Source organism: Flavobacterium sp. MDT1-60 (assembly GCF_014844035.1).
Classification (GTDB): Bacteria; Bacteroidota; Bacteroidia; order Flavobacteriales; family Flavobacteriaceae; genus Flavobacterium.
This window is the reverse complement of the sequence record NZ_CP062159.1, coordinates 3335232-3355337: the sequence shown is the minus strand read 5'-3', so window position 1 is coordinate 3355337 and position 20106 is coordinate 3335232. Positions and strand designations below refer to the sequence as shown.

Genomic DNA, 20106 nt, shown 5'->3' with positions numbered 1-20106 from the left:
TTTTATAAAATAAATTTAAATTATCTAATCTTAAGCAGAGTTACGACTCGCATTTGTATTTCCGAAAAGAGATCTTGTTACGATTTTTTCATATACTTTAATCAACTCTTCATTACCGCTTTTGTCATTATTCAATTCGTTAATTCTTAATAACGCATATTGTTGTATTGTCAACAATGGCAGCACAATACGCTCTCTTATCTGAATTGAAGCTATACCATCAGGATAATTTTCCATTAAGGTTTTATGGCCCGCAATTTTAAGTAGAAGACGTTTTGTTTCTGAAAATTCATCGTAGATGATTTGCCAGAATTCACCAAACTCTGGATCATTTCGCATATACGCTGTTAATGGTAAAAATGATTTTGCCAATGACATCATACTGTTTTCTAATAACGTTTTAAAGAACAATGAATTATGGTATAAATCACTCACTTTATCCCATTGACCACTTTCTTCAAAATATTTTAAAGCAGAACCTACTCCAAAGAAACCGGGTACATTTTGTTTTAACTGGCTCCAAGAGCCAACAAATGGAATTGCTCTTAAATCAGCAAAATCTAAAGATTCTGATTTGCTTCTTTTTGACGGGCGGCTTCCGATATTTGTTTTAGAGTAATATTTCAAAGTACTCATCTTTTCTAAATACGGAATGAATTTCGGATGATTCTTAAAACTTAAATATTTCTCATATCCTAAATCAGCCAATTGCGTCAAAATCTGAGTCTCATCAGCATTCAATTCATTATCTTCTTTACTAAAAACCTGATTGGTAACACCTGCACTTAATAAGTTTTCGATATTATAACGACAAGAATCCAAAGTTCCAAAGTTTGAACTGATTGTTTGTCCCTGAACCGTAATCTGGATCTCATTATTTTCAATTTTTGGACCAAGTGATGCATAAAATTTATGCGTTTTTCCACCTCCACGAGCCGGAGGTCCACCACGTCCATCAAAGAAAATAGCGTGAATACCATATTTTCGTGAGATTTCAGTCAATGAAATTTTAGCCTGGTAAATACTCCAGTTGGCCATCAAATAACCACCATCTTTAGTTCCATCAGAGAAACCAAGCATAATAGTTTGTTTGTTACCTCTTTCCTGTAAATGCTTAGAGTATTCAGGATTGGTATATAACTGCTCCATAATTTCATGCGCATTCTGCAAATCGTCAACCGATTCAAAAAGCGGAATGATATCAACAGATGGATTCTCCCAATTATTCAGACGAATCATGGCGAAAGTTTCCATTACGTTTAATGCACTTTCGTTATTACTAATAATATAACGATTGGCACCAAATTCACCATTGCGTTGCTGAATGGTTTTAATAGCTTGTACAGATTCTAATGTTGATCTTGTAATTTCATCATTAAAATGAGCAGGATTTAATTGTCCTTTAACCTTAGACAAAACATCTAATTTTTCTGTCTCTGATAATTCGAAATAATTTTGAGGAAATATGTCTGAACCTGAATTTAAATAATAATTCACAACATCTTTAAAAACAGCGTCATGAATTTTACTATTCTGACGAATATCTAAAGTTGCAAAATGAAAACCAAATAAATTGATTTTTACCAAAAAGGCTTCCAATTCGTCTAAATATAGCGATTGGTGTTTTTCGATAATGATAGTCCTGATTTTATTTAATTGTGCTAATAATTCTTCTAAAGTAATGTAAATTTCACCTTTAGAATAAAAAACGGAACGGTAAAGTTTATGTTCAAGTTCGGCTACCAAAGTATCTACACCTGAAAAAGTTAACTTTCTCTTTAAGTTTCTCATTTCAACATAATAACACTTCAAAATAGAGGTACGCAAACGTTCTGCTACTTTTAAAGTGATTTCAGTTGTCACAAAAGGATTTCCGTCACGATCACCTCCTGGCCAGAAACCAAGTTTGATTAATTGGTTTTTAATAGCGCTTCCATGAAGGATGTTTTTTTGCAAATAATGAACAATTTCTCCGGAAGTGGCATAAAATACATTTTCTAAATACCAGATCAAACTAACCGCCTCGTCATATGGATTTGGCTTTTCATTCTGAATAAAAGGTGTCTTTCCTAATTGTGCCAGTAATTGTTTTATTTTTAATAAATCATTTAGACGAATAGCATCCGTTAAATCATTTATAATTCCTAAAACTGGTCCAGGGTAGAATTGTGTTGGATGCGCTGTTAGAACCGTTCTAACATTAAAATTTTCAAGAAATTCAACTAATTCCTCATTTTTCTCCTTAGCATCCGTTTTTTCTTTGATATCGCGCAGAGATCCGCGTCCTTCCATATTATTAACGGCAGGAAAAGCGGCGTCTTCAATAGCATCAAACAATACGATCTGACGTTCTATATATTGAATAAATCGAAACATTAAGTCGATTTTTTCTTTCTCAGAAGCGTTATTTAAGTATTTATTTGAAAAGAAATCAAAAATTTCTTTTGGTGTTTCTTGTTTTCTAAACCCCGTTTCGCATGTTTCTGTGAATAACGGCAGTAAAACTCCCGTATTATCAATAGAATCGAAGGGTAATGTTATGAAAACACTATTATAAATGTGATATTTTGAGAGAACATCTTGATTAAAACGTTCAATTTTTGGCAACGTGTACATAATCGTGTTGTAGTTGGTTGGTTAATTAGTCATAAAAAAACCCCAAGAATAAACTTGAGGTTATATTTTAATATAGCATTCAAGAAAAGATTACATATTCTTAAAAATAGTATGCATCAAACGCTTCTTATCGTTAATACTTTCCTCTAATGAAATCATAGTTTCTGTTCTGTAAACCCCTTCAATATCGTCAATCATAAAGATAACTTCTTTCGCGTGTTTAGTGTCTTTTGCTCTAATTTTGCAAAAAATATTAAATTTTCCTGTAGTTACAGAAGCTACGGTAACGAATGGAATTTGATTGATTCGCTCTAATACAAATTTTGTTTGAGATGTATTATTAAGGAATACACCCACATAAGCAATAAATGAATACCCTAATTTGTCGTAATCTAAGGCTAATGAAGATCCCATTATTATACCGGCGTCTTCCATCTTTTTTACTCTAACATGTACTGTTCCAGCAGATATCAATAGTTTTTTTGCAATGTCAGTAAACGGAACTCTCGTATTGTCTATTAACATATCTAAAATCTGGTGATCTACTTCATCTAAACGAAATTTACTCATAATTCTTTAATTAATATTACTAATTGCTATTACAAAGTATAAAAATATATATAAAAAACAACAAATTCACATAAAAATTAACTTTTTATCAATCCGTTAACAAATTTAACATTTTTATTTAAATAAAAATCTGCTTTTTCGTTCACTTTCGGAAAATTATTGTGATTATCTGAATAAATTGCTCCCTGAGCGTCATATTCATAATGTCCAAAATAATTTTCTAATTCACCTACTTCAGCGATGCAGGCATTAAAGTGAATCTTATTTTCAATCAATTCTTCTTTGTATTGTGCGACAAAATTCGTAATAATTTCGATACCATCATAATTTATTTTGATGTTTTTATACATAAAATCATAAAAAACCACTTTATTTTGTGAAATATTCAAATAATCATTAATTCTATTATCAACTAAATCGTTTTCGCTAAGCAATTTAAAACTTGAAATAAGTGAGAAAAATATGAACTTTCGAGTGATCTCACGCTCATAATCATTAGGAAAATGACCCGCTTCAAATAAAATAGTAGGTACACCTAAAAATTGAAAAGTATCCCCTATGCAGTTGATATTGAATGAATCATCAAAACGTCCAACTTGTCCTGGAATATATTTTTGCAGTACATCATTCAGTCCTGCAATTAAATTTATAGCCTTTAATCTGTTTTCGTTTATTTCTCTTTCTTCATTATAAGATGGTGCTAAAAACGAAACTGTTGCTGGTTTCCCAGTATCACCAGCACCAAAAATAGTGCGCTGATCATGAAGATTAAAGCAATAATGTGGTTTAATAGTTTCAAAAACTTCTCTTAGAACTTTGCTTTCTGGTTGAGTGAGGTTTTGAGAATCGCGATTTAAGTCAATTTTATTGGCATTTTCACGTGTATAAAGTGCTGCTCCATCAGGATTCAGAATTGGAATTGCGTAAAAGGTAAATACTTGAAGCAGTTTCTGAGCAAAATCTGATCCGCTGTTTAGGACATTAATAAAATCAAAAAGTGCTTTAGTTGTTGTGCTCTCGTTTCCGTGCATTTGCGACCAAAGATAAATACGAGTTTCCCCTGTACCAATTTCGTAGCTATATATAGGTTTATCCAAAACAGATTTACCAATAAGTTTTACTTGATTATTAGTATTTAATTTGTCTAATAAAGGTTGAATATGTTCTAATGTCAGGTATCGTCCTTCTATAGATTGTTCTTTGTATAGGCTAAATAATTCTTCTAAATTCATTGTCTTTTAATTAGTTTACAAAAGTAAACATCTTTATTTTTACAATTGTAAACAGTTGAAAAAGAAAGAAATTTATAATTGTAAACAGTTTTTTAAGGTTTAAACTGTTCTTTATTAGATTAATAATTAACATTTGTTATTAATTCAAATAATAAAGTTTAAATTTCAGTATATCAGTACATTAACTATATACACCTAAAGCTACATATAGCCTTATTAAGCTCCGTATTGATTATTTACAACTGTAAAATTGCTATATTAGATTCTTTTGGTTACATTTGTAAACATAGATATTTGAAACAATAATTTACAATGGTAAACATCGATGATTTTGTAAAACGGCTTGAAATTATATTAGATTATTATAATTTAAATGCCTCTTCTTTTGCCGATAAAATTGGCGTGCAGCGTTCTAGTATGTCTCACCTGCTTTCTGGCAGAAACAAACCTAGTTTGGATTTTGTAATGAAAATTTTGGAAGTTTTTCCAGATGTAGATCTTTATTGGATATTAAACGGGAAAGGAAATTTTCCTAAAACAGAAGATGAAAGTTTAAATTCAAAACAAGATATAGCTTCTGAAATTGTAAAACCTCTCGCTCCTATTTCATCAAATGAAAATTTTATTGGTGGAAATTTATTTTCTGAGATCAATTATAAGGAAGATGAAAAATCAGAAACAAGAAATTCAGTTGAAGCAAAAAACTCAAATTTAATTTCAACAGAAGGCGAAATTGAGAAAATTGTCTTTTTTTATAAAAATGGGACATTTAAGGTATATATCCCGTAATTTTAAATTTTCGCATATTTAAAAAAAATTCAAAATATTTTTCATTTAAGCGATTCTCACGTAACTGAAAAAAAAGATCTTTTTATGTCAAAAAAAATATCCTTAGCTCCAATTTCGAAGCCAAGCATATTTTCTGATAATTTAATAGTTTACACAAAGTAAATTATTTTCGGAGAAGAAAGATTGACGTAACACCAGCTTCTGCTCTTACATTAATTGGGGCGAAATCACCCGATGCCATTGGAAAACTGTAGGTTAAAACTTGTCCGCCTGCATTTAATCTTTCTGCAACATATATTTTCTGAGTTGCATTATCATATGCTACATCTACAGGGTTTCCTAGAGTAGAATTTGGTCCATAAATTCGAATCTGGTTCATTAATGCAATCGTGGCCGATGCCTCAGTTTTATTAAAAACGTTTGAGAAATTTTTTATTATAATTAATCCTCCATCAGTTCCTGAGGCTGCACTTGCAACATCTGTTAAAATCATTATGTCATCAGACGAAGAGTAGGTAATTCCATGCGAACGTGTTAAGCCCGCAATTGTAACTCTTTTTGTTGCAGGAATAGTTCCGGAGGCATTAGTCATAAAATTCTTAAAGAAAACTAAATCTCCTGTCAGGTCAGCTACAGCAAATAAATCATTTCCGTTAATGTGGATTCCCCAAAGTTTGAAATCAGTTGTAAATGTTTTTAACAATGTAAAACCATTAGTTGTTTTTTGATAAACAAAAAGTTTGTTTATCATACCGTTAGAGGCAAGCTGATCTTGTGCGACTACAACTATGTCTCCGGAAACTGCAGTTTCCCTGGCGTTAGTAAAGTCACCAGTGATACTGCTTAGGGACAACATTAAATTATCAGTACCCGCTGCAAGAGCATTTTTTATTCCAGAATAGACTTCTAATTTATTTGTCGTTCTTGAAGCTACAATTACAGCATCAGTTTCACTGTTATATGAAATTCCCTCGGCATCTAAAGAAGCTATTGTAAAAGATTTTACATTTGGTGCAGTAGCTAATAAATTGGTGAAGGTAATTTTTCCTGAAGTATTACTTGATGTTACTAAAGTGGATTCAGGCATTGGCGCATTATTCTCTGTATCATTACTGTCACAAGATGAAAAGCATAAAATCAAAAAAGCAGATGTAATAAATAGATTTTTCATAAGTATAATTTTAGAAAGTTATCTATACTTACGATGAAACCATTAAATTGGATTTAATTGTTTAAAACTAGAAAATTACAACCTAAATCCATCTTGCGGAATTTTACCCAGAACGTCATCATAATGCTTTTTCAAAATTTGTAAGTCGGCTTCGTAATCTCCTGTTGGACAAAAAGGCTTTCCTAAATTAACTTCTTTTTTACCCCAATCAAAAGCAACTGGGATAATTGGCACATTTGCTTTAAGTGCAATATAATAAAATCCACTTTTAATTTCTGCTACTTCTTTACGGGTTCCTTCTGGAGCTACGGCTAAACGAAAAACTTCTTTGCGATCAAAAATTGCAGCAATTGAATCGACTTTATTCAACCCACCCGAACGATCTAGAGGTTCACCTCCTACACTTCTGAAATAATATCCAAAAGGAAATCTGAATAATTCTTTCTTTCCAACCCAGTTCATTTCTAATCCCGAAATTCCACGAGTAAAAATTCCTAAATAAAAATCATGATTACTTGTATGTGGCATCACCATCATCACACATTTTTTAACTTCCGCATTTTCAATTCCTCTTATTTTCCAGCCCATCAGCTTAAAAAAGATGAATTTGTACAACTGTTTCTTCATTAAAAATTTATTATTTCATGCAAAATAAAAGATTTAAAATGGTATTTTTGAATAAAAGCTTTACAAATGATCCAAAAATTTTTTAGTTATCTGATTCCAATCAAAATTTTCAAGAAAAAATCGGCAAGAAGCAAAATGATCGAAGTTACATGGGCAAATGGTGAATTGGTTTTGGATTCTGAAAACACAAATTATTCTTATGGAAGTTTACAACGTATATTAAGGTATGGATTACGGAATATCGGATATAAAGCCATTCTTACTATGGATCATATTTTATTGTTAGGAGTTGCCGGTGGAAGTGTTGTCAAAACTTTAGTTGACGAAATTGAGTACAAAGGTAAAATTACCGGTGTTGAAATTGACGCAGACATGATTCAGATTGCAAATGATTATTTTAATCTCAATCAGATCAAACAACTTGAAGTCATAATTGACGATGCTTTTGAATTTGTTTTAAAAACCAAACATCAATATAACCTTATAATCATTGATATTTTTGAGGATACCAAAATGCCTAATTTTTTGTTTGAACGGTTTTTCAGTGAAAGAGTATGTTCTCTTTTAAAAGATCAGGGATTTGTACTTTTTAATACAATGATTCTGGACGAAGCACATAATGTCAGAAATCGGAAGTATATTGCAGAAATAAATTCTAAACTTTTCTCTTCAAAAATGTTGCCCCGCATTGAAGATCATAATGAACTAATAATAATTGAAAAAGTCGCCTAAATTTTACCTTTTATGAAAACCCTAGTTTCTATTTTAAAAGCCATTCCACCTACTAAAATTATCGATTCCAGCATTGATTTTTCACAATATATTCCTTTAGATTTATCAATAACGAATAAAGAGTTGATGGATAGCAAACCAGAAAATGCTACTGAATTTGAAATTTTTATTTCTAATTATTTAAAAAATAATAATGGCGAAGTAGCCTTTGGAGGTTATATAGAAGGTCGAACCTTATATAAAAGAAGTACCATTTTTAAAAATGAATCTATTCCGGAACGTAATATTCACATAGGTCTTGATCTCTGGACAAAAGTTGACACATCTGTATTGGCGGCACTTGACGGAAAAGTACATAGCTTTAAAAATAATATTGGTTTAGGAGATTATGGACCGACAATCATTTTAGAACACGAAATTGAAAATGAAAAATTTTATACTTTATATGGACATTTATCGTTAGAAAGTATAAAAGACCTAAGTGTTGGGAAGCAATTTAAGAAGGGTGAAAAAATTGGAACTCTTGGAAATGCAGCTGTTAACGGAGATTATGCGCCACATGTACATTTTCAGATTATACAAAATATTGAAGATTATTGGGGAGATTATCCCGGCGTTTGCAACAGTAATGATTTGAATTTTTACATTCAAAATTGCCCCGACCCTAACTTATTATTAAAAATAACATAAATAGTTATGAAGAAAGCAGTATTGATTATATGTTTGTTGTTGCTAATTGGATGTAAATCTAAAACTGTTAACAGGGATACCGAAGATTTAAAAATTAAACCAGTTTCGACCGCTGAAATTAATGCCAATCAGCAGAAAAAAGCATATGATTTAGGTAAGCGGGTTTTAGAAACCTGTAACACGTCAAAATTTAAACCTTTTAATGAAACTGAGGTTACACAATCAGTTATGGAAAATACGACCGAAGAACGATTGACGAAAACCTGCCAGAGGTTTAGACAATATTACGGAAGTTTTATTGATTTGAAACTGGATGGCGTTTATAGAACTAAACAGGAAGTTATTTACCGTTATCACGCGCTCTACACCAAAAAAGTGGCCAACAAAGAGTTACGCGTTTTTGTAAATGAAGATAATTTAGTTTCTGCAATAAAATCAATGGATTGGGATGAAAAATTTGATTCTAAATTAGAAGGACAATAAACAAAAACTATGAAATTTAAAACACCTTTTTTAATCTTACTGTTACTTTCAACTTTTGTAAATGCTCAGGAAACAATGAGCGTAAAAGGCTCAAAAGCGTATCCGGCAACGCAAAGTTATGTGTTTATTTGTGAGAAATATGCTTTTTCAGGAGAAACCAATGTTCAGATTGCGAAAACAGAAAAAGGTGGTATTTTAAAATTATCAATTGCAACTGCAAATGCTGAAGCAAGAATTTCTGGAGGCGTTTATGTCGATTTGGCTAATGGAGATGTTATTGCCTGTGTCGACAAAAATGTAAAAGAAACTGTCGAAGGCAAAACTACTTCTTATTATTACTTTACTCCAAGCGAAATGGTTAAGCTTAAAAAAGCAGATATACAAGGTATCAGATTTATTGTAACCGGAAATTCAAAATCTTTTGGAAATCAAACGGGTTATTTTACTGCAGTAAATAAAATAGCTTACTTTTCGACAGCATACGATAAATCAAAAAAAACATTTGATACTGCAGCCGTAATTAATACTTTATAAATAAAAATTTTAATATAATTACTCTTATATTTATATTCTAATTTTATTTAAATGAATGTCAACGAAAATTTAATTGCAAAATTCTACACTTCTTTTGCAAATGCCGATGCTAAAACAATGAGTGAATGTTATCACCCAAAAGTACATTTTATTGATCCTGCTTTTGGCTTACTAAAAGAAGATCAGGTCTCTAAAATGTGGGAGATGTTGATTTTAAAAAGCAAAGGCAATCTTAAAATTGAATTTTCAGATGTTAAGGCTGATGAATTTACAGGTTCTGCAAAATGGGTAGCTACTTATAATTTCAGTAAAACAAACCGAAAAGTAATCAACAAAATTTCAGCTGAATTTATTTTTCAGGACGGCTTGATTATTAAGCATACTGATAATTTTGATGTGTGGAAATGGTCCAAGCAAGCCTTTGGAGTTACAGGATATTTGCTGGGCTGGACAGGTTTTTTTCAGGCAAAAATCAAAGAGCAAGCCTTATTGTCACTTAAAAAATTTCAGCAATCAAAATAATTTTCATAAATTGAAAGTTAAAAATTCTGATTAGTCAAAAATATTTCCGCCTTATTTTTATTCCGTTCTTATGTTATAATTTCAACGAAGGTGACTCGAGTGATAGCGACTGACGAAGCAAACACACTAGTAACTCGCTTTTAGGAACCGAGTTACTAGTGTGATTTCTCATCGCAACAAAATTTATTAAAGGTAAATTTTGTTACCGAAATATCTAACCTTTACAGAAATGACAAACGATACCAAATATTGAATTTACTATTAATAATATGGTTACCACAAAGCTTTGCAAACTTTAAGAAGCATATTCAAAAAACGATCTTTGCGGTTAAAAAAACATTCCAATTAAGACTTAAACCAACCAGCAACTAAATCATCTTCAAATGAAGTAGCATTTTTATGAACAAATTCGTTGGTTTTGTTATTATAAGAATAATCTAAAGCCCACGTTACGTGATTTTTAGCCAGGTCTTTAATGCTGTCACAAACATAAGCGATTTCTTTATCTGTTGTAGTCGGGTGAATAGACATTCTGATCCATCCTGGTTTTTTGATCAAATCTCCAATCGTGATTTCATCAACCAGTTTATTTGAAGTTTCCTGATCAACATGCAGTAAAAAGTGTCCGTAAGTTCCGGCACAGCTGCATCCTCCACGTGTTTGAATTCCGAATTTATCATTCAGTAATTTTACACCTAAATTAAAATGTAGATTTTCAATAAAAAAAGAAACCACCCCTAAACGGTTTTTATGTTGTCCGGCAAGAATCTTAATATTCTCAACTGGTTCCAACTCATCAAAAACATAATCAACGATTTCGTGCTCACGTTGTAAAATGTTCTCAATTCCCATTTCTTCTTTTAGTTCAATGGCCAGTGCCGTTTTAATAACCTGCAAGAATCCGGGAGTTCCGCCATCTTCACGGTCTTCAATATTATCAACATATTTATGTTCTCCCCAAGGATTTGTCCAGCTTACTGTTCCTCCTCCAGGGCAATCCGGAATCATATTGTTGTATAATTTTTTATTGAAGATCAAAACCCCTGACGTTCCGGGACCACCTAAAAATTTATGAGGAGAAAAGAAAATAGCATCTAAATATGCTTCCGGATCTTCAGGATGCATATCGATTTCAACATAAGGTCCTGAACAGGCAAAATCTACAAAACAAACTCCATTATGCTGGTGCATTAATTTTGAAGCTTCATGAAAAGGAGTTTTTAAACCTGTTACATTCGAACATGACGTAATTGAGGCAATTTTTATGGTTCTATTATTATATTTCTCTAATAATTTAGCTAAATTTTCAAGACTAAAAAGTCCTTTTTCACATGACGGAATAATTTCAACATCTGCGATTGTCTCCAGCCAGGAAGTTTGATTCGAGTGATGTTCCATATGAGAAATAAAAACAACAGGTTTTTTTTCAGCTGGAACAGTTATAAAATCTTTCAGGTTTTCAGGAATTTTTAAGCCCAAAATACGTTGAAATTTATTGATAACACCAGTCATACCGGTTCCATCCGTAATTAAAACATCATCCTGATTCGCATTAGAATGACGCTTAATAATATTTCTGGCATGATGATATGCTTTTGTCATGGCAGTACCAGACACAGTAGTTTCAGTGTGTGTATTCGCGACAAAAGGTCCGAAATGATTCAGAAGTTTCTCTTCAATTGGTCGGTATAACCTTCCGCTGGCAGTCCAATCTGTGTAAATAATCTGTTTTTTGCCGTATGGAGATGTAAATTCCTGATTAATTCCAACAATATTTTTGCGAAAATCCTGAAAATAAGTCTCTAAAGTGATGGTACTATTTTTGCTATTCATTAGTGTGCGTGAGTTTGATTGCAAATATAATTGCTTTTTTGCAAAATTGCGAATTTATCAATTGTAAACTTCAAACATTCAAGAACTGATTAGTTTTTTTAACTAAAATACGATTTTTTTAACAAATTATCATAATATTCTATCGGATTAATAGGACATATAAAACTTAACAATACTATTATATGGTAAATTTATCAGTAGCTACTTTTGGTGGTGGATGCTTTTGGTGTATTGAAGCTGTAATTCAGCGTTTAAATGGTGTAGAGTCTTTAAAATCAGGTTATTCGGGAGGTTTTATTAAAAACCCACCGTATCGTGAAGTTTGTACTGGCAGAACAGGTCATGCCGAAGTCATACAAGTCACTTTTAATCCTGACATAATTTCATATCATGATTTATTATTTATATTTATGACTAGTCATGATCCAACAACGCTTAATCGTCAGGGAGCTGATGTTGGAACACAATATCGCTCAATTATTTTATATCATGATGCAGAACAAAAAGTTATCGCAGAACAGGTTTTTGAAGAAGTAAAATCCTTCTACGAAGATCCAATTGTAACAGAATTGAAAGCTTTTGAAGTATTTTATGAAGCAGAAGAAGATCATCAAAATTATTACAATGACAATCAGGATGCGCGTTATTGCCAAATCATAATTGATCCGAAAGTACAGAAACTAAAAAAAATGTACGCAGACAGATTGATAGACTAATTAAAAGTTTTGCCACAGATTTAAGGATTCCGGGATTAATTTTAGAATAAAATTTCCACCACGAATTCACGAATTTATTTAAATTATTATGCGCAATCATTCGTGAATTCGTGGCTATCTTTTAGATATAGTATGTTTTATTCTGAGTAATCAGTGGCAAAAGAAATAAAAAATTCAAATGAAAAATTTAAAAATAAATAATAGATTTACGGCTGAATTGCCTGCAGATCCTAATGAAACCAATGAAATTCGTCAGGTTAAAAACACGCTGTTTTCCTATGTAAGTCCAACAAAGCCTTCAAATCCAACGTTAATTCATGCTTCTGAAGAAGTAGCCGGGTTGGTTGGAATAACAAAGGAAGAAATTCAGTCAGAATCATTCTTGAATGCTTTTTCAGGAAAAGAAATTTTGCCTGAGACTCGCCCTTATGCTATGTGCTATGCAGGACATCAATTCGGAAATTGGGCAGGACAATTAGGTGATGGTCGAGCTATTAACTTGACTGAAATAGAACACAATAACGAGTTTTTTACTTTGCAATTAAAAGGTGCAGGAAAAACACCCTATTCAAGAACAGCCGATGGTTTGGCTGTTTTGCGCTCTTCAATACGTGAGTATCTATGTGCTGAAGCCATGCATTATTTAGGGGTTCCCACTACCCGATCACTTTCCTTAATGTTATCAGGAGATCAGGTGTTAAGGGATGTTTTATATAATGGAAATCCAGCTTACGAAAAAGGTGCTATTGTTTGTCGCGTTGCACCATCATTTATTCGTTTTGGAAGTTTTGAAATGCTTACGGCACGAAACGAACTAAAAAATCTAAAAGAGTTTGTTGAGTTTACGATTAAACATTATTTTCCTGAAATTAAAGGCGAACCAAAAGAACAATACATACAGTTCTTTAAAACCGTCGCAGATACTACCAGAGAAATGATTGTTCATTGGCAACGTGTTGGTTTCGTGCATGGCGTTATGAACACAGATAATATGTCGATTCACGGAATTACAATTGATTACGGTCCATACGGTTGGTTAGAAAACTACGATCCGAATTGGACGCCTAACACTACAGATTCACAAAACAGGCGATATAGATTTGGAAATCAACCTCAGATTGCACAATGGAATTTGTATCAATTAGCAAACGCGCTCTACCCGTTGGTTAATGAAGCAGAACCACTAGAAAAGATTTTAGAATCGTTTATAAATGATTTTAAATCTGATTATAAAGTAATGTTTTTAAGCAAGTTAGGTTTATTTACTTTAACTGATACTGATAGTAAAATAATTACAGGTTTAGAAGCAGTTCTAGAATTATCTGAAACGGATATGACCATCTTTTTTAGAAATTTAAACAAGATTGTAAAGTTAGATTCTGTTGAAAATGCAATTGAAAAAATTCAGGTTTCTTTTTATTTACCGGAAGAAATTAAAGGAGATATTTTAGATTCCTGGAAGAAATGGTTTACTGTTTATCTTCAAAGATTAAATCAGGAAGAGCTTTCAGATGAGGATCGTATTGAAAAAATGAATCAAATAAATCCGAAATATGTATTGCGAAATTATATGGCACAATTGGCTATTGATGACGCCGACAAAGGTGATTATGCTGCAATAAATGAGCTGTATTTACTACTGCAAAAACCATACGATGAACAACCGGAACATCAAAAATGGTTTGCAAAACGACCTGATTGGGCACGCTCAAAAGTAGGCTGTTCGATGCTTTCTTGTAGTTCTTAAAAACTTTTTGCCACGAATTGCACGAATTCCCACTAATTGGATTGTGTACAAAATCGAATCGTACAATTTTTAATTCGTGAAAATTCGTGCAATTCGTGGCAAACTTTTTTATTTTGAAGTAATATAATCCGTAATCATACTGGCATGAACGCGCGAGTTTTCTATAAACCACTTGTGCGTTTGCATTCCACCGCAAACTACGCCGGCTAAAAATAAACCTTCAACATTGGTTTCCATTGTTTCCGGATTGTAGGTTGGAATTTTTAATTCATCATTAGAAAGTTGAATACCCATTTTTTCCAGAAAAGCCAAATCTGGTTTGTATCCTGTTAACGCTAAAACAAAATCATTTTCAATTGTTACTTTTCCATTTGGTGTTTCAATTTCAACTTCATTTTCCCGAATCTCAGTAATATTCGATTCAAAATAAGCTGTAATACTTCCTTCAGCAATTCGGTTTTCAATATCCGGTTTTACCCAATATTTTACCCTGTTATTGATTTCGTTTTTACGAATTACCATTGTAACGTTTGCGCCTTTCCTCCAGCATTCCAAAGCTGCATCTACAGACGAATTATTAGCCCCAACAATCAAAACATTTCTAAAAGCATATTCATGTGCTTCTTTATAATAATGACGAACTTTAGACAGCTCCTCGCCTTTTACGTTCATTTCTATCGGAATATCATAAAAACCTGTTGCAATAACAACGTTTTTAGCCTCGTATGAATTTTTATTAGAAGTAATTTTGAAGATTGAATTTTCTTGTTTTTGGACAGTAATCACTCTTTCAAACAAATGAATCGAAAAATTGAAATAACGATGAATATTTCGATAATATTCAAGAGCTTCCTGACGACCCGGTTTTGGCGCCAGACAGTTAAACGGAATGTTTCCAATTTCTAACCTTTCGGCAGTAGAGAAAAAAGTCATGTACAAAGGATAATTGAAAATACTATTAACAATAGCACCTTTTTCTATAATTAAATATCGTAAATTTTTCTTTTGAGCTTCAATTGCACAAGCCAATCCAATCGGACCACCTCCCACAATTATCAAATCATATTCTGTCATAAATTATTGTTTTTCCCAGGTCTTAAAAGGATTTTTGCTTAAATATGCATTGTAATATCGTTCGTCATTTGTTACCTCTTCTCCCAGCCAATCTGGTTTTTCAAAAGATTCCGTTTCTGACTCCAATTCAATTTCAGCCATAATCAAACCTTCATTTTCGCCATAGAATTCATCTACTTCAAAAATATGTTTTCCTGATTGTATTTCATAACGTGTTTTTTCTATCTTTCCCTTTTCGCATAATTTAAGCAATTCCTGCGCTTCATCCAGTGGAATTTCATTTTCCCATTCAAATCGGGACATACCACCTTGATGACCAATTCCCTTAATAGTAAGAAAGCCTTTTTTTCCTTTAATTCTAACGCGTACTGTTCGCTCCGGAAGTGAACTTAAATAACCTTGCGCAATTTGATTTTGAGTAGAAGCCTGTTCCTTAAAATCACTGGATTTAACAAGAAACTTTCTTTCAATTTCTATCATTTTAATATTGTAATTAATTTTTAATGCAAGTTACTCATTTTAATTCAGTCCTGAAATTGAGATCACATAATGTCTAAAAGAATCAAAAAACATAACTACTTAAAAATTAAATCAATAACATTAAATTAACTGATTATTAATACATTCTGTATTTATTTTTTTGTTAATTTGATAGAGCGTTCAGCCTTATTCCCATTAGGCAATAATTTAAAATATTCATCTAAATTTATTGTTATGGATATCTCTTATATTTTAATCCCCATTTTAATTGGAATAGTATTTGGAATTGCAGGCTATTTTTTAGGAAAGAAGTCAGCATCAAATAGGGATCACTCACTTGCCTCTTCACTACAATCAGAGTTAGATGCCTGCAAAAAACATACAAAAAGTTTAACTACCCGAATCTCGTCATTGGAGGCTGATTTAGTACAAAAGAAGACGAAATCTATTAAAAAGCAATCTATTGCAACTAATTCAACGCCGACATTTTTATTTGATGAGGGAATAGCCAAAACAGTTTTTGGCAAAAAAATAAAAGAAAATGATCTGAAAATCGTTGAAGGAATTGGACCGAAAATAGAAGGTTTATTTAATGCGGCCGGAATCACAACATGGAAAGATTTGTCTGAATCATCAACTGAAAAATTACAAGCGATATTAGACGGTGGCGGAGAGAATTATGCGATACATAATCCCAGCACCTGGGGTAAGCAGGCTTTATTAGCTTATGAAGGTAAATGGGAGGAGCTTAAAGCCTGGAAAGCCGGATTGCGCGGAGGGAAAGAGTGAAGAAAAGAGATTTAAAAGTTTTCTTCTGTTTCTTTACTTAAATCTTGTTTTTCTTAATGAATTAGGTTAATTTTTTTATGCTCTATCAAAAAATGAAGAATCCCATTTTTTTGTTTTATTGTACCATAGTTGCCCTTTTGAAACTTCTAGCGGGCAATCGAAATTATTGGTGTAAAGCGCTCCTGTTCCTAAGCCTTGCGGCATTTTAGAATTTAATGTAAAAGTCCATTGCGAGATTGCATTAAGTCCGATATTACTTTCTAAAGCCGATGTTATCCACCAGCCAATATTATATTTATTGGCGAGATCAATCCACTCCAGCGTTCCTCTAAATCCACCAACAAAACTTGGTTTGAGAATAATATATTGTGGTTGGATTTTCCGCAGCAATGCTTCTTTTTCTTCTAATGAAAATACCCCAATTAATTCTTCATCCAAAGCAATTGGAAAAGGTGTCGTTTTACACAAATCAGCCATGGCCGGAATATTCCCTTTTTTAATTGGTTGTTCAATACTATGTAACTGAAATACTTTTAATTGATTTAATTTATCTAAAGCTTCATTTAAAGCAAAAGCACCATTAGCATCAACCCTTATTTCAATTTGCTTTGCAGAAAAATGATTTCTTATAAATTGTAATAATTCCACTTCTTTCTGGAAATCGATCGCTCCAATTTTTAGTTTTATACAATCAAAACCTTGTTCTAATTTCTCTTCGATTTGTTCTTTCATAAAAGAAGCTTCTCCCATCCAAACTAAACCATTTATTACAATTGACTTTGAATAATTGGTGAAATCTGAAGGAAATAAAAGATATGGATTTTCACTTCTAAGAGATAAAAAAGCCATTTCGATTCCGAATTGTATTGAAGGAAATTCCAATAGAGCTTCCCAAAGAGCGGTTTCTTCCAAATGAATGTTCTGGCAGGCCCAATCTAGTCTTTCTTCATAATCATCACGATCATCAGCACTCAAACCACGTAAAATACCACACTCACCTATTCCTTTTTTACCATTTTCTTCAACAACAATAAACCAGGTTTCTTTTTCGGTCATAACGCCTCTGGAAGTTCCGGAAGGGCGTTTAAACTCGAGCATGTATTTATGATAAGTTGCTTGCATGATTTATTTTTTTCACCATATAAGTGATATAAGAAAATTTAAGTTTGGCTTTATAAATATTAAAGCTTAAAAGAAATATAAGAAAAACTAAATTGAACTTTCAGCGTCCTGCATAATGTACTATAAGACTATATTATGGAAATTTACAAGAAAACTCAGGTTCTGTATCGCTCACCACAATACAATTAAATGTACTTATATCACTTATATGGTGAAAAACATTTAATTATAAAGCTTTAAGACTTTTTCGAAGTCTTTAGATGGTAAACCTGCTTTTTTGAAGTTTGTAAAATCAAGTTTTGTTTTGTCTGTCCAGCTTAAACTATCAGTCACATTTTGCATTTGGTACTTTTTGTAAATTGGTTTTGCACTACCATAATCGTCGCTTAATAAATAAACGTGAGCGAGGTTTAATTTTATCTCCAATTCTGTATCGTCGAGTTTTTCGCCTTCTTTTAAGAATTTAATTGCTTTAGCATACTGTTTGGTCAAAATATAGCAGTAACCAATTGAACTGTAGTCAATAGCTGTTGCTTTTCCGTCGTTAATGATTGTATTTAATTTAGGAATAGCTTCGTTGTATTTCTGCAGTTTTATTAATGTAGCAGCCTGTGTTCGTAAATCGCCGTATACATTTTTAGAGATGTCAGCGTCTTTATAACACGCGTTTCCAAAATCTTTATATACTTTGTTTTTTTCGATTGGTAATAACTTTTGAAACTCTGAGTAACGATATTGTTTTATGATTTTATCTAAAATACAAACGCAAAAATCATCAGAATTGGCCATTTTTTGTGCCATTGTTGATGTTTTGCATAAGCTGATGATTTCGTTTTTGTTATCCTGATTCCAGCCGCGGTTCAATTTAGTATCCACCCAAGGCACAACTTCTAAAACAATTTTTTGATTCAAAAGCCAGTTTTTGCTGTGAAAACCAAACCAAATTGTACTAATGCCTTGTCCTAAACAAGAAGATTTATCTAATGACAATCTTTTTGCATCTTTACTAACTTCATCTACTTGGGCATAACAGGCTTTGTCTGTTTTTCCGTCGTCAATGTATTTTTTTGCATTTTCCTCTGAAGTAAAAAGTGCATAAGTGCAAGTGTCATCACCGGAGATTTTTGACATTAGAAAAACAGCTCCGGCAGAACCCTGACTGATTCCGGTTGGGTCTGGAATTGCTTTTAATACCGAAACCAAACTATTTGCCATTTGCTGGTTTTCGTCTAATAGTGTAATTCGGTACACGATTTCTGTGGTTCCTATAGGGAGGTCTTCTGTTTTTAAAGTGATTCGGTCACGGGCAGAAACTATAATTTCTTTAGTTGTGGCGCGCTCTTTGTCCCAATAACCGTCTTTTTGAGCAAAAGAACTGTATGAAACTGTAATTAAAAAGAATAGGGCAATTTTTTTTAAATTCATATTTCTTGTAATAAGTTTTTAAGTAGGATTCACGAATATTCTATAATAAAACTAATTTTAAACGTCAGATTTGTCATTTCTCCTCCGTCGAAATGACATAAATTATGCCAAATATTTCTTTTGAAACCTGCTGCCCTAGCCCCGATAGAGGCGGTATCCTTTTTTTGAGGTGATTTTTCATCGCCTCAAAAAAGATATAGCCGAAAGCGGGAAATAGCTCCTTATCCTTCGACTCCGCTCAGGATAATATCTGTAAACTTAACTAATTACAATTCAATAGATTCTCCGATTTCCAAAAGCATTAAATCTTTTCCTTTATCGAAAAATTTGCGAATCGATTCTTCATGATTGATTTCGATATAACCAAAAGTATCAAAATGATAGCCTAGGATTTTATCGCATTCCACAAAATCAGACGCAATGATGGCATCTTCAACATCCATAGTAAAATTGTTTCCGATTGGAAGAATAGCCAAATCTAATTTGGTACGCATCGGGATCAGTTTCATATCCATTGTAAGAGCTGTGTCACCCGCAATGTAGATATTTTTGTGTTCTCCTTCAATAACAAAACCTCCAGGATTTCCACCGTAACTTCCGTCAGGAAAAGAACTTGAGTGAATGGCGTTTACATATTTTACTATTCCAAAATCGAATTTCCAGCTTCCACCGTGATTCATCGGGTGTGCTTTATGACCTAATTTGGCATAATAACTGGTTATTTCTGCATTAGAAACAATTACAGCATTGGTGCGATTTGCAATAGCTTCAACGTCTAAAACGTGATCGCCGTGCGCATGCGTAAGTAAAATATAATCAGCTTTTAATGTGTTTATATCGATTGCCGAAGCCTGTGGATTTCCTGTAATAAAAGGATCAACAATGATATGTTTTCCTCCAACTTCGATACCTAAAGAAGCGTGTCCGTAGAATGTAATTTTCATTTTATAGCAA

Annotated in this window: 20 protein-coding genes; 9 read left to right on the top strand and 11 right to left on the bottom strand. The window is 32.5% G+C overall.

Features of this window, described 5'->3' with window-relative positions; translation table 11 throughout:
• Nucleotides 1-30: 30 nt before the first annotated feature.
• From IHE43_RS13945 to IHE43_RS13935, 3 genes are all read right to left on the bottom strand, one after another.
• Nucleotides 31-2616, bottom strand: coding sequence for a phosphoenolpyruvate carboxylase (locus IHE43_RS13945; protein WP_192184448.1), 2586 nt, complete (start codon nucleotides 2614-2616; stop codon nucleotides 31-33).
• A gap of 90 nt (nucleotides 2617-2706) precedes the next feature.
• Nucleotides 2707-3186 (bottom strand): Lrp/AsnC family transcriptional regulator, encoded by a 480-nt coding sequence (locus tag IHE43_RS13940; RefSeq protein WP_007805990.1) that lies wholly within the window; start codon nucleotides 3184-3186, stop codon nucleotides 2707-2709.
• 77 nt (nucleotides 3187-3263) lie between these two features.
• Nucleotides 3264-4418, bottom strand: a complete 1155-nt coding sequence (locus IHE43_RS13935; RefSeq protein WP_192184447.1) for a M14 metallopeptidase family protein — start codon at nucleotides 4416-4418, stop codon at nucleotides 3264-3266.
• Between the two features lie 312 nt (nucleotides 4419-4730).
• Between IHE43_RS13935 and IHE43_RS13930 the strand changes: the two genes are divergently transcribed.
• A complete protein-coding gene (locus IHE43_RS13930) occupies nucleotides 4731-5207 on the top strand; it encodes a helix-turn-helix transcriptional regulator (RefSeq protein WP_192184446.1) in 477 nt (158 codons plus the stop codon).
• A 163-nt stretch (nucleotides 5208-5370) separates the two neighbouring features.
• On the opposite strand, the gene IHE43_RS13925 is transcribed toward IHE43_RS13930, so the two are convergent.
• A complete protein-coding gene (locus IHE43_RS13925; protein ID WP_192184445.1) occupies nucleotides 5371-6378 on the bottom strand; it encodes a hypothetical protein in 1008 nt (335 codons plus the stop codon).
• A gap of 75 nt (nucleotides 6379-6453) precedes the next feature.
• Nucleotides 6454-7005 (bottom strand): 1-acyl-sn-glycerol-3-phosphate acyltransferase, encoded by a 552-nt coding sequence (locus tag IHE43_RS13920; RefSeq protein WP_192184444.1) that lies wholly within the window; start codon nucleotides 7003-7005, stop codon nucleotides 6454-6456.
• 66 nt (nucleotides 7006-7071) lie between these two features.
• On the opposite strand from IHE43_RS13920, the gene IHE43_RS13915 reads away from it, so the two are divergent.
• Genes IHE43_RS13915 through IHE43_RS13895 form a run of 5 tightly spaced genes read left to right on the top strand, consistent with a single transcriptional unit; the run spans nucleotide 7072 to nucleotide 9966 of the window.
• Nucleotides 7072-7737: a spermidine synthase gene (locus IHE43_RS13915; protein WP_192184443.1), complete on the top strand. Its 666-nt coding sequence runs from the start codon at nucleotides 7072-7074 to the stop codon at nucleotides 7735-7737.
• Nucleotides 7738-7749: 12 nt separating this feature from the next.
• Nucleotides 7750-8427 (top strand): peptidoglycan DD-metalloendopeptidase family protein, encoded by a 678-nt coding sequence (locus IHE43_RS13910; RefSeq protein ID WP_192184442.1) that lies wholly within the window; start codon nucleotides 7750-7752, stop codon nucleotides 8425-8427.
• 6 nt (nucleotides 8428-8433) lie between these two features.
• Complete coding sequence (locus tag IHE43_RS13905) at nucleotides 8434-8910, top strand: hypothetical protein (RefSeq protein WP_192184441.1); 477 nt, start codon at nucleotides 8434-8436, stop codon at nucleotides 8908-8910.
• 9 nt (nucleotides 8911-8919) lie between these two features.
• Nucleotides 8920-9444: a hypothetical protein gene (locus IHE43_RS13900; RefSeq protein ID WP_192184440.1), complete on the top strand. Its 525-nt coding sequence runs from the start codon at nucleotides 8920-8922 to the stop codon at nucleotides 9442-9444.
• Nucleotides 9445-9495: 51 nt separating this feature from the next.
• Entirely contained in the window at nucleotides 9496-9966 is a 471-nt protein-coding gene (locus IHE43_RS13895) for a nuclear transport factor 2 family protein (protein WP_192184439.1), read from the top strand.
• A gap of 345 nt (nucleotides 9967-10311) precedes the next feature.
• Here IHE43_RS13895 and IHE43_RS13890 read toward each other — a convergent pair whose 3' ends face one another.
• Nucleotides 10312-11799 (bottom strand): aminotransferase class V-fold PLP-dependent enzyme, encoded by a 1488-nt coding sequence (locus IHE43_RS13890; protein ID WP_192184438.1) that lies wholly within the window; start codon nucleotides 11797-11799, stop codon nucleotides 10312-10314.
• Between the two features lie 182 nt (nucleotides 11800-11981).
• Here IHE43_RS13890 and msrA point away from each other — a divergent pair, with 182 nt between their 5' ends.
• On the top strand, nucleotides 11982-12515 hold the full coding sequence (gene msrA, locus IHE43_RS13885; protein ID WP_192184437.1) for a peptide-methionine (S)-S-oxide reductase MsrA: 534 nt from the start codon (nucleotides 11982-11984) through the stop codon (nucleotides 12513-12515).
• Between the two features lie 178 nt (nucleotides 12516-12693).
• Nucleotides 12694-14262, top strand: coding sequence for a YdiU family protein (locus tag IHE43_RS13880; protein ID WP_192184436.1), 1569 nt, complete (start codon nucleotides 12694-12696; stop codon nucleotides 14260-14262).
• A gap of 108 nt (nucleotides 14263-14370) precedes the next feature.
• Here the strand turns inward: IHE43_RS13880 and IHE43_RS13875 are convergent, their stop codons facing one another.
• Together IHE43_RS13875 and IHE43_RS13870 are read right to left on the bottom strand one after the other, a co-directional pair.
• A complete protein-coding gene (locus tag IHE43_RS13875; protein ID WP_192184435.1) occupies nucleotides 14371-15336 on the bottom strand; it encodes a YpdA family putative bacillithiol disulfide reductase in 966 nt (321 codons plus the stop codon).
• Between the two features lie 3 nt (nucleotides 15337-15339).
• Complete coding sequence (locus IHE43_RS13870) at nucleotides 15340-15816, bottom strand: CYTH domain-containing protein (RefSeq protein WP_192184434.1); 477 nt, start codon at nucleotides 15814-15816, stop codon at nucleotides 15340-15342.
• Nucleotides 15817-16050: 234 nt separating this feature from the next.
• Here IHE43_RS13870 and IHE43_RS13865 point away from each other — a divergent pair, with 234 nt between their 5' ends.
• Entirely contained in the window at nucleotides 16051-16605 is a 555-nt protein-coding gene (locus IHE43_RS13865) for a hypothetical protein (protein ID WP_192184433.1), read from the top strand.
• A 75-nt stretch (nucleotides 16606-16680) separates the two neighbouring features.
• Here IHE43_RS13865 and IHE43_RS13860 read toward each other — a convergent pair whose 3' ends face one another.
• The 3 genes from IHE43_RS13860 to IHE43_RS13850 all read right to left on the bottom strand — a co-directional run bounded on the left by IHE43_RS13860 (nucleotide 16681) and on the right by IHE43_RS13850 (nucleotide 20096).
• Nucleotides 16681-17727, bottom strand: a complete 1047-nt coding sequence (locus IHE43_RS13860) for an o-succinylbenzoate synthase (protein ID WP_192184432.1) — start codon at nucleotides 17725-17727, stop codon at nucleotides 16681-16683.
• Between the two features lie 222 nt (nucleotides 17728-17949).
• A complete protein-coding gene (locus IHE43_RS13855) occupies nucleotides 17950-19152 on the bottom strand; it encodes a M48 family metallopeptidase (protein WP_192184431.1) in 1203 nt (400 codons plus the stop codon).
• Nucleotides 19153-19418: 266 nt separating this feature from the next.
• Nucleotides 19419-20096 carry a metal-dependent hydrolase gene (locus tag IHE43_RS13850; protein WP_192184430.1) on the bottom strand — a complete coding sequence of 226 codons (678 nt, stop codon included), beginning with the start codon at nucleotides 20094-20096 and terminating at the stop codon, nucleotides 19419-19421.
• Between the last annotated feature and the right edge of the window lie 10 nt (nucleotides 20097-20106).

What these genes read in the sequence shown, in the direction of transcription:
- msrA (WP_192184437.1), top strand. Translation starts at nt 11,982, where the DNA reads ATGGTAAATTTATCAGTAGCTACTTTTGGTGGTGGATGCTTTTGGTGT.
- IHE43_RS13860 (WP_192184432.1), bottom strand. Translation starts at nt 17,727, where the DNA reads ATGCAAGCAACTTATCATAAATACATGCTCGAGTTTAAACGCCCTTCC.
- IHE43_RS13935 (WP_192184447.1), bottom strand. Translation starts at nt 4,418, where the DNA reads ATGAATTTAGAAGAATTATTTAGCCTATACAAAGAACAATCTATAGAA.
- IHE43_RS13900 (WP_192184440.1), top strand. Translation starts at nt 8,920, where the DNA reads ATGAAATTTAAAACACCTTTTTTAATCTTACTGTTACTTTCAACTTTT.
- IHE43_RS13905 (WP_192184441.1), top strand. Translation starts at nt 8,434, where the DNA reads ATGAAGAAAGCAGTATTGATTATATGTTTGTTGTTGCTAATTGGATGT.
- IHE43_RS13925 (WP_192184445.1), bottom strand. Translation starts at nt 6,378, where the DNA reads ATGAAAAATCTATTTATTACATCTGCTTTTTTGATTTTATGCTTTTCA.
- IHE43_RS13875 (WP_192184435.1), bottom strand. Translation starts at nt 15,336, where the DNA reads ATGACAGAATATGATTTGATAATTGTGGGAGGTGGTCCGATTGGATTG.
- IHE43_RS13890 (WP_192184438.1), bottom strand. Translation starts at nt 11,799, where the DNA reads ATGAATAGCAAAAATAGTACCATCACTTTAGAGACTTATTTTCAGGAT.
- IHE43_RS13915 (WP_192184443.1), top strand. Translation starts at nt 7,072, where the DNA reads ATGATCCAAAAATTTTTTAGTTATCTGATTCCAATCAAAATTTTCAAG.
- IHE43_RS13865 (WP_192184433.1), top strand. Translation starts at nt 16,051, where the DNA reads ATGGATATCTCTTATATTTTAATCCCCATTTTAATTGGAATAGTATTT.
- IHE43_RS13945 (WP_192184448.1), bottom strand. Translation starts at nt 2,616, where the DNA reads ATGTACACGTTGCCAAAAATTGAACGTTTTAATCAAGATGTTCTCTCA.
- IHE43_RS13895 (WP_192184439.1), top strand. Translation starts at nt 9,496, where the DNA reads ATGAATGTCAACGAAAATTTAATTGCAAAATTCTACACTTCTTTTGCA.
- IHE43_RS13920 (WP_192184444.1), bottom strand. Translation starts at nt 7,005, where the DNA reads ATGAAGAAACAGTTGTACAAATTCATCTTTTTTAAGCTGATGGGCTGG.
- IHE43_RS13855 (WP_192184431.1), bottom strand. Translation starts at nt 19,152, where the DNA reads ATGAATTTAAAAAAAATTGCCCTATTCTTTTTAATTACAGTTTCATAC.
- IHE43_RS13910 (WP_192184442.1), top strand. Translation starts at nt 7,750, where the DNA reads ATGAAAACCCTAGTTTCTATTTTAAAAGCCATTCCACCTACTAAAATT.
- IHE43_RS13880 (WP_192184436.1), top strand. Translation starts at nt 12,694, where the DNA reads ATGAAAAATTTAAAAATAAATAATAGATTTACGGCTGAATTGCCTGCA.
- IHE43_RS13930 (WP_192184446.1), top strand. Translation starts at nt 4,731, where the DNA reads ATGGTAAACATCGATGATTTTGTAAAACGGCTTGAAATTATATTAGAT.
- IHE43_RS13850 (WP_192184430.1), bottom strand. Translation starts at nt 20,096, where the DNA reads ATGAAAATTACATTCTACGGACACGCTTCTTTAGGTATCGAAGTTGGA.
- IHE43_RS13940 (WP_007805990.1), bottom strand. Translation starts at nt 3,186, where the DNA reads ATGAGTAAATTTCGTTTAGATGAAGTAGATCACCAGATTTTAGATATG.
- IHE43_RS13870 (WP_192184434.1), bottom strand. Translation starts at nt 15,816, where the DNA reads ATGATAGAAATTGAAAGAAAGTTTCTTGTTAAATCCAGTGATTTTAAG.